Origin of the sequence: Moorena sp. SIO4A5, from assembly GCF_010672005.1 — a bacterium.
Lineage (GTDB): Bacteria > Cyanobacteriota > Cyanobacteriia > Cyanobacteriales > Coleofasciculaceae > Moorena.
The window spans coordinates 1-5,314 of record NZ_JAAHHZ010000310.1 but is presented as its reverse complement, the minus strand read 5'-3'; the positions used below and the strand labels follow the sequence as shown (position 1 = coordinate 5,314).

Here is a 5,314-nt window from a genome sequence, read left to right as displayed (position 1 = left end):
GTTAGAGTTTTACCACTTTAAGCGGATACCCTTTGTTTTTCAATATAAAATAAAATTCCGGAGTGTGGAAGCATTATTTCTCCCCCCTCCATCTTTTGCGAACTCGTGCCAAAGTAGTCTAGGAGCAATCGCAATTGTAAGGGTGAAAAAAATTCCGTGTTGGCACCAACTATAAAATTTAGTAACTGTTTCCCCAACTCAGACTCTTTGTCAAAACATTTTGTAATGTTTGTTGTAAAATCAATTTTTTCTTGACGAAACGGTAAATTGCTTTCAGTTAGGAGTTGCTTTACATCATCGCTAAACCACGGATATTTTCCGTATAGTCGCTGAGTTGCATGGTAAAAAGGTTCATTCAGTAACTGTCTTTTAGCTACCCCTAAAATTACCATTCCTCCTTCCCGGCTAAGTTCGTAAATTTTCCGAAATAAGGTTTTAATGTCAGAAAAGTAGTAAAGGGAATGAATTAACAGTATTATATCAAAACTTTGACGTGATTGAAAAGATTAAAATCCAACAGTATTAATTGTAAAATTAAATTTACCGGTGTGATATATCCTGATTTTATCACACCATTCTTGTGCTTTTACACATTCTGCTTCGTTGGGATCAATGCCGACGAAATGGATAGTTTTGTTTAGAGAAAGAAGCTTTTCCAAAAAAGGTTTCTCAAACAATCCGCTCCCACAACCGATGCTAAGGATGCTGTAATCTTCTTGTGAAGACATCTTATCGTCTATAGCCTGAAGTGTGGCTTCAAGCATCATCTCTTGTTCGTTCTGCTGACTGCGATAGGCAATTTGGCAATCCATATATTCTTGGTCGTTGAGTTTGACTATCTGTAGTCTTGGATCTGAGAATAAGTATGCGATCGCAGATTTCTGCAGGCTCTCCAGGGTACCTACTGAATCAGAAAACCCATCGGTAAAACTATCATTTGTTAATGTCATCTATTTTTATTTTTCGTGATTAATCTATCTAATTTTAAGTGCATCAATACAAGGCTCCCCCATCCTCCGGTTATGTCTTACGGGGGTTTCACCCACTCGCGCTTTGCATTAAGACGCCGTTTTTCATGTGTCAGACAACTCAACTTATAAAAATTAGTGATGAATTCATTATCTCATATTTGGTGCTCAAGTTAACTTTGATGATTACATATCACACTATTACTTAGTTGTCAAAATAATTTAGATTTATTTTTAGATGGATTTGTCCTGGCCTCAGAATCGACAAAGTATAGCTCCCTGGGTTCGCTGTCCAAAGTAAGAGCTATTCAAAACTGGTAAAAATTATGAACCTATCCCACTAATCTCAAAAGATGGTAGTCTATTGCTGGGTTGATTTAGGTGTATGACTCTATGGCTGGGCGCTTTGAAGGGTTAAGTGATTTGGAATGGAAGTTGTTTGAAGATATCTTCCCCAAGGACCCAGAAAAACGGGGTAAAGGAATGCCTCATTGTCCCTATCGTTATGTTTTAAACAGTTTGTTGTACCTACTGATTACTGGATGTAGATGGTGTGATCTACCACGAGGGGAGATCTGGGCATCAAAAAGTTCGTCTCATCGATGGCTAAAGCGATGGCGCTTAGATGGAACATTTGAACATTTACAAGCACGTGTGCTAGCGATCGCAGATCAAAAGGGCTTGATTAAATGGGAGTTTGGTGCCGTAGACGGCTCTTTTTCCCCCTGGCAAGGGAGGAGGTGAAGGCATTGCTTATGGTGGTAAAGGTAAAGGTGTTCTGATTCACACCCTGACTGAAGGTAGTGGAATGCCTCTAGCTAACTGTACAACTCCTGCCAATGGTAGTGAAAGAGAACAAGTCTTACCTCTACTGGATCAAGTCAAATTGAAAACTTTGAAACCAGGTAGACCACGTAAGAGGCTCAAGGTACTAGCTGCCGATAAAGGTTATGATTCCAAAGAAAAACGTGCTGCTCTGCGTAAGCGAGGCATTCGACCCCAAATACCAAAACGGATTTGGAAAACCAAGAAAAATCGAGGAAGACCGATTAAAATGTCGGTGCCCAGATATCAACAGGAACGTTGTTTTGCTTGGTATCAGCGAAAATATCGTCGTCTAGTGGTTCGTTGGGAACGACAAAAAGTTTATTTTGATGCATTTATTGATCTTGCTACTATTCATCTGTGGATTCAAAGACTCTTATTAGTGGGATAGGTTCATGGTACTCTTAACCGGTGCTAATCAGATCATCTCTTAACAAAACTCGCGGAATTCCCCACCGTCTTTCACGGTGGGGATGGATAGCGAGACGATCACTTATATTGAAAAGCCTAAAACTTGACGTATTACTGCAAAATTTATATAATAGTAACAGAGGTCGAGAACAGAGGCAAGCGCAGTGAAACATAAAGCTGTCAAAGTCAGGATTTATCCCACTCAAGAGCAGATTCAGATTCTTGCTCAGCATTTTGGATGTGCTCGATGGTGGTGGAATTATGCTCTAAATCAGTGTATAGAAACTTACCAAGAGACTGGCAAAGGGCTAAAACAATCTGCGCTTAACTCTATGTTGCCAAAACTCAAAAAAGAAAAAGAAACTGAATGGCTAAAAGATTGTTACTCTCAAGTCTTGCAATCTGTGAGTCTCAATCTTAGTCGTGCATATCAAAATTTTTTTGAGGGTAGGGCAAAATACCCTAGATTCAAGTCCTATCATCATCGCCAATCAATTCAGTATCCTCAAAAAGTCAAGCAAGTGGGCGATTGTCTTAAATTCCCTGGAAAACTGGGAGTTGTAAAGGCAGTAATTCATCGCCCGCTGGACGGGGAAATCAAGACTGTTACAGTCAGTAAGACTCCTTCTGGGAAATACTACGCCTCTGTGCTGATGGAATATGATTATAGTAGCTCAAAGGTGTCCAAGGATGGGAAAACAATCGGGATTGATTTGGGTATCAAGGATTTTGCTATAACCTACGATGGCGAAAATATCTCTAAATTTGCTAACCCTAAACATTTAGTCAAGTACGAAAATAAACTGGCCAAAAAACAACGGATTGCCACCCGAAAGAAAAAAGGAAGCAATAGATGCATAAAGGCCAGAAAGATTGTAGCTAAGGTATACGAACGGATTGGAAATGTCCGCCAAGACTACCTGCACAAACTATCTAGAAAGATAGTGGATCATAATCAAGTAGTGGTAGTCGAAAACCTAAACGTCAAGGGCATGGTATGCGCTACGCGCACGCTACGCGAACGTAACCATAAACTAGCTAAAGCAATTTCTGATCTAGGTTGGGGAACCTTTGTAAATTTTTTATCTTATAAGTGCGAAAAAGAAGGAAAGGTATTGGTGGAGATAAACCGGTGGTTCCCCAGCTCTAAAACCTGTTCTAATTGTCATTACCAAATCAAAGAGTTGCCACTTGATGTCAGGTCTTGGGTTTGTCCAAGTTGTGGAACTCACCACGATAGAGATGGTAATGCGGCAAAAAATATTAGAGCAGAAGGGATCAGGATGCTATCCTCCTCTGGGACGGGGGAGGTCAACGCCAGGGTCGAAGAAGTAAGACCAAGACGCGGACGTCCGTCCAAGTTAAGGCATTCTTCTGTGAAACTGGAAGCCCCGACCTCTACGTTCGCGTAGCGTGGCCATAGGCCAAGTAGGTCGGGGTAGTTCACGCAGTATAAATGTACTGTTTTTGGAAAACTGTTTTTGGCAAACTAAATTTAAAAGAGTATTATGTCAACAACTTTTCAAGAGACCACAGAGAATCTGAGATTCAGTGAGGATCGCCTGGAAATTAACTATCTCGGGAGTGCCAACCTGCCTACTGCAACAGATGATGGCAAAGATATCATTAGAGGATTAACCCAAAGGCCGAAATCTTTGCCACCTCGTTACTTTTACGATGAAAAAGGCTCCCAATTGTTTGAGCAAATCTGCGAGTTACCGGAATATTATCCCACCCGCACAGAGGCAGAAATATTACAACAGTATGCTGTAGAAGTAGCCCAATTTACGGGAGCTTGCGAATTGGTGGAGCTCGGTAGTGGCAGTTCTACCAAGACTCGCTTGTTGTTGGATGCCTATGAAAACCAGGGATATCCGTTGCGCTATGTTCCTATTGATGTCAGTGGGGAGATTCTTGAAGAGAGTGCCAAGCAGCTGTTGCTGGATTATCCCAAGTTAAAGGTTCAGGGTCAGGTGGGAACCTATGAACACGCCCTGAGCCAATTAACTCCAACACCATTACCTAGACGGATGGTTTTCTTTTTGGGTAGTAGCTTGGGAAATTTTGCTCCTGAACAGTGCGATCGCTTTTTTGAGAAAATGATAGGTTTACTAGCACCAGGAGATTACTTTTTGCTGGGCATTGACTTACAAAAACCCAAGGAGATTCTGGAAGCTGCCTATAACGATATTCAGGGGGTTAATGGGGCATTTAACCTGAATATGCTAGCACATCTGAACTGGCGTTTCCAAGGAAATTTTGACCTCGATCGCTTTACCCATCAGGCGATTTATAATCAATCAGAAAGTCAGATTGAGATGTATTTACATTGCCAGGAAACCCATGTTGTGCGCTTAGCCAGCCTGGATTTAACCGTTGATTTCCAAGCAGGAGAAAGCATCCTTACAGAAATTTCTCGCAAATTCAATTTGGAGCAGATGCAGCACTATCTAAAAGGTCGGGGACTAAACACAGTTCAGGCTTGGACTGATACCAAGCAATGGTTTGGTTTACTCCTGTGTCAGATACAGACTGTGTAATAGACGTGTAAGCTATCAGCTATCAGCTATCAGCTCTCAGCTCTCAGTTATCAGTTATCAGCTCTCAGTTATCAGCTAAAGGCTGACGGCTGACCACTGACCGCTGACCACTGACGGCTGACCGCTGACGGCTGATCGCTGACCCCTGACCACTGACCGCTGACCGCTGAATATAGACACCCCTAAGTTTAAGAATAGTATTTGGAACTCAAACCATGGATACTCTCCAATCTAGTCAATTCCCTCGCCTTGACAGCTGCAGTCGCGAAACCATTATCAATTACTTTAAGAATTCATGGGAACTCGAAGATGTTCTGATGAAAAGTCTGGTTGGTGAAGAAACATTCTATATCAGTCCCGACCCATTAAGAAACCGTCTGATTTTCTATTTGGGTCACTCGGCTGTTTTCTACATCAATAAATTCCTTGGGGTTGGGTTATTAGATAAACCCATTAATCCTAACTATGAAATCCTGTTTGAGATTGGTGTAGACCCGGAAACTCCTGAAGAACTCGATCAAGCAACCAAAGATATCCACTGGCCGACAGTGGAAGAGGTTTGGCGCTATC

The 5,314-nt window shown here is 41.7% G+C and carries 6 protein-coding genes and 1 pseudogene; 5 read left to right on the top strand and 2 right to left on the bottom strand.

Going from position 1 to position 5,314, the window contains the following annotated elements:
• Nucleotides 1-17: 17 nt before the first annotated feature.
• The gene (locus F6K57_RS35765) at nucleotides 18-392 is read right to left on the bottom strand and encodes a hypothetical protein (RefSeq protein WP_293024632.1); all 375 of its coding nucleotides are present in this window, start codon (nucleotides 390-392) and stop codon (nucleotides 18-20) included.
• A gap of 114 nt (nucleotides 393-506) precedes the next feature.
• Nucleotides 507-950: a hypothetical protein gene (locus F6K57_RS35760; protein ID WP_293072785.1), complete on the bottom strand. Its 444-nt coding sequence runs from the start codon at nucleotides 948-950 to the stop codon at nucleotides 507-509.
• A gap of 411 nt (nucleotides 951-1,361) precedes the next feature.
• Here F6K57_RS35760 and F6K57_RS35755 point away from each other — a divergent pair, with 411 nt between their 5' ends.
• The 5 genes and pseudogenes from F6K57_RS35755 to F6K57_RS35735 all read left to right on the top strand — a co-directional run.
• Entirely contained in the window at nucleotides 1,362-1,712 is a 351-nt protein-coding gene (locus F6K57_RS35755; protein WP_070390804.1) for a transposase, read from the top strand.
• Nucleotides 1,713-1,716: 4 nt separating this feature from the next.
• Nucleotides 1,717-2,184: a transposase gene (locus F6K57_RS35750; RefSeq protein WP_293072788.1), complete on the top strand. Its 468-nt coding sequence runs from the start codon at nucleotides 1,717-1,719 to the stop codon at nucleotides 2,182-2,184.
• A gap of 184 nt (nucleotides 2,185-2,368) precedes the next feature.
• Nucleotides 2,369-3,616, top strand: coding sequence for an RNA-guided endonuclease TnpB family protein (locus F6K57_RS35745; RefSeq protein ID WP_293072781.1), 1,248 nt, complete (start codon nucleotides 2,369-2,371; stop codon nucleotides 3,614-3,616).
• A gap of 96 nt (nucleotides 3,617-3,712) precedes the next feature.
• The gene (egtD, locus tag F6K57_RS35740) at nucleotides 3,713-4,744 is read left to right on the top strand and encodes an L-histidine N(alpha)-methyltransferase (protein ID WP_293072778.1); all 1,032 of its coding nucleotides are present in this window, start codon (nucleotides 3,713-3,715) and stop codon (nucleotides 4,742-4,744) included.
• A gap of 215 nt (nucleotides 4,745-4,959) precedes the next feature.
• Nucleotides 4,960-5,314 (top strand): annotated as a pseudogene (locus tag F6K57_RS35735) (5-histidylcysteine sulfoxide synthase); the annotation flags it as partial.

What these genes read in the sequence shown, in the direction of transcription:
- F6K57_RS35765 (WP_293024632.1), bottom strand. Translation starts at nt 392, where the DNA reads ATGGTAATTTTAGGGGTAGCTAAAAGACAGTTACTGAATGAACCTTTT.
- F6K57_RS35760 (WP_293072785.1), bottom strand. Translation starts at nt 950, where the DNA reads ATGACATTAACAAATGATAGTTTTACCGATGGGTTTTCTGATTCAGTA.
- F6K57_RS35755 (WP_070390804.1), top strand. Translation starts at nt 1,362, where the DNA reads ATGGCTGGGCGCTTTGAAGGGTTAAGTGATTTGGAATGGAAGTTGTTT.
- egtD (WP_293072778.1), top strand. Translation starts at nt 3,713, where the DNA reads ATGTCAACAACTTTTCAAGAGACCACAGAGAATCTGAGATTCAGTGAG.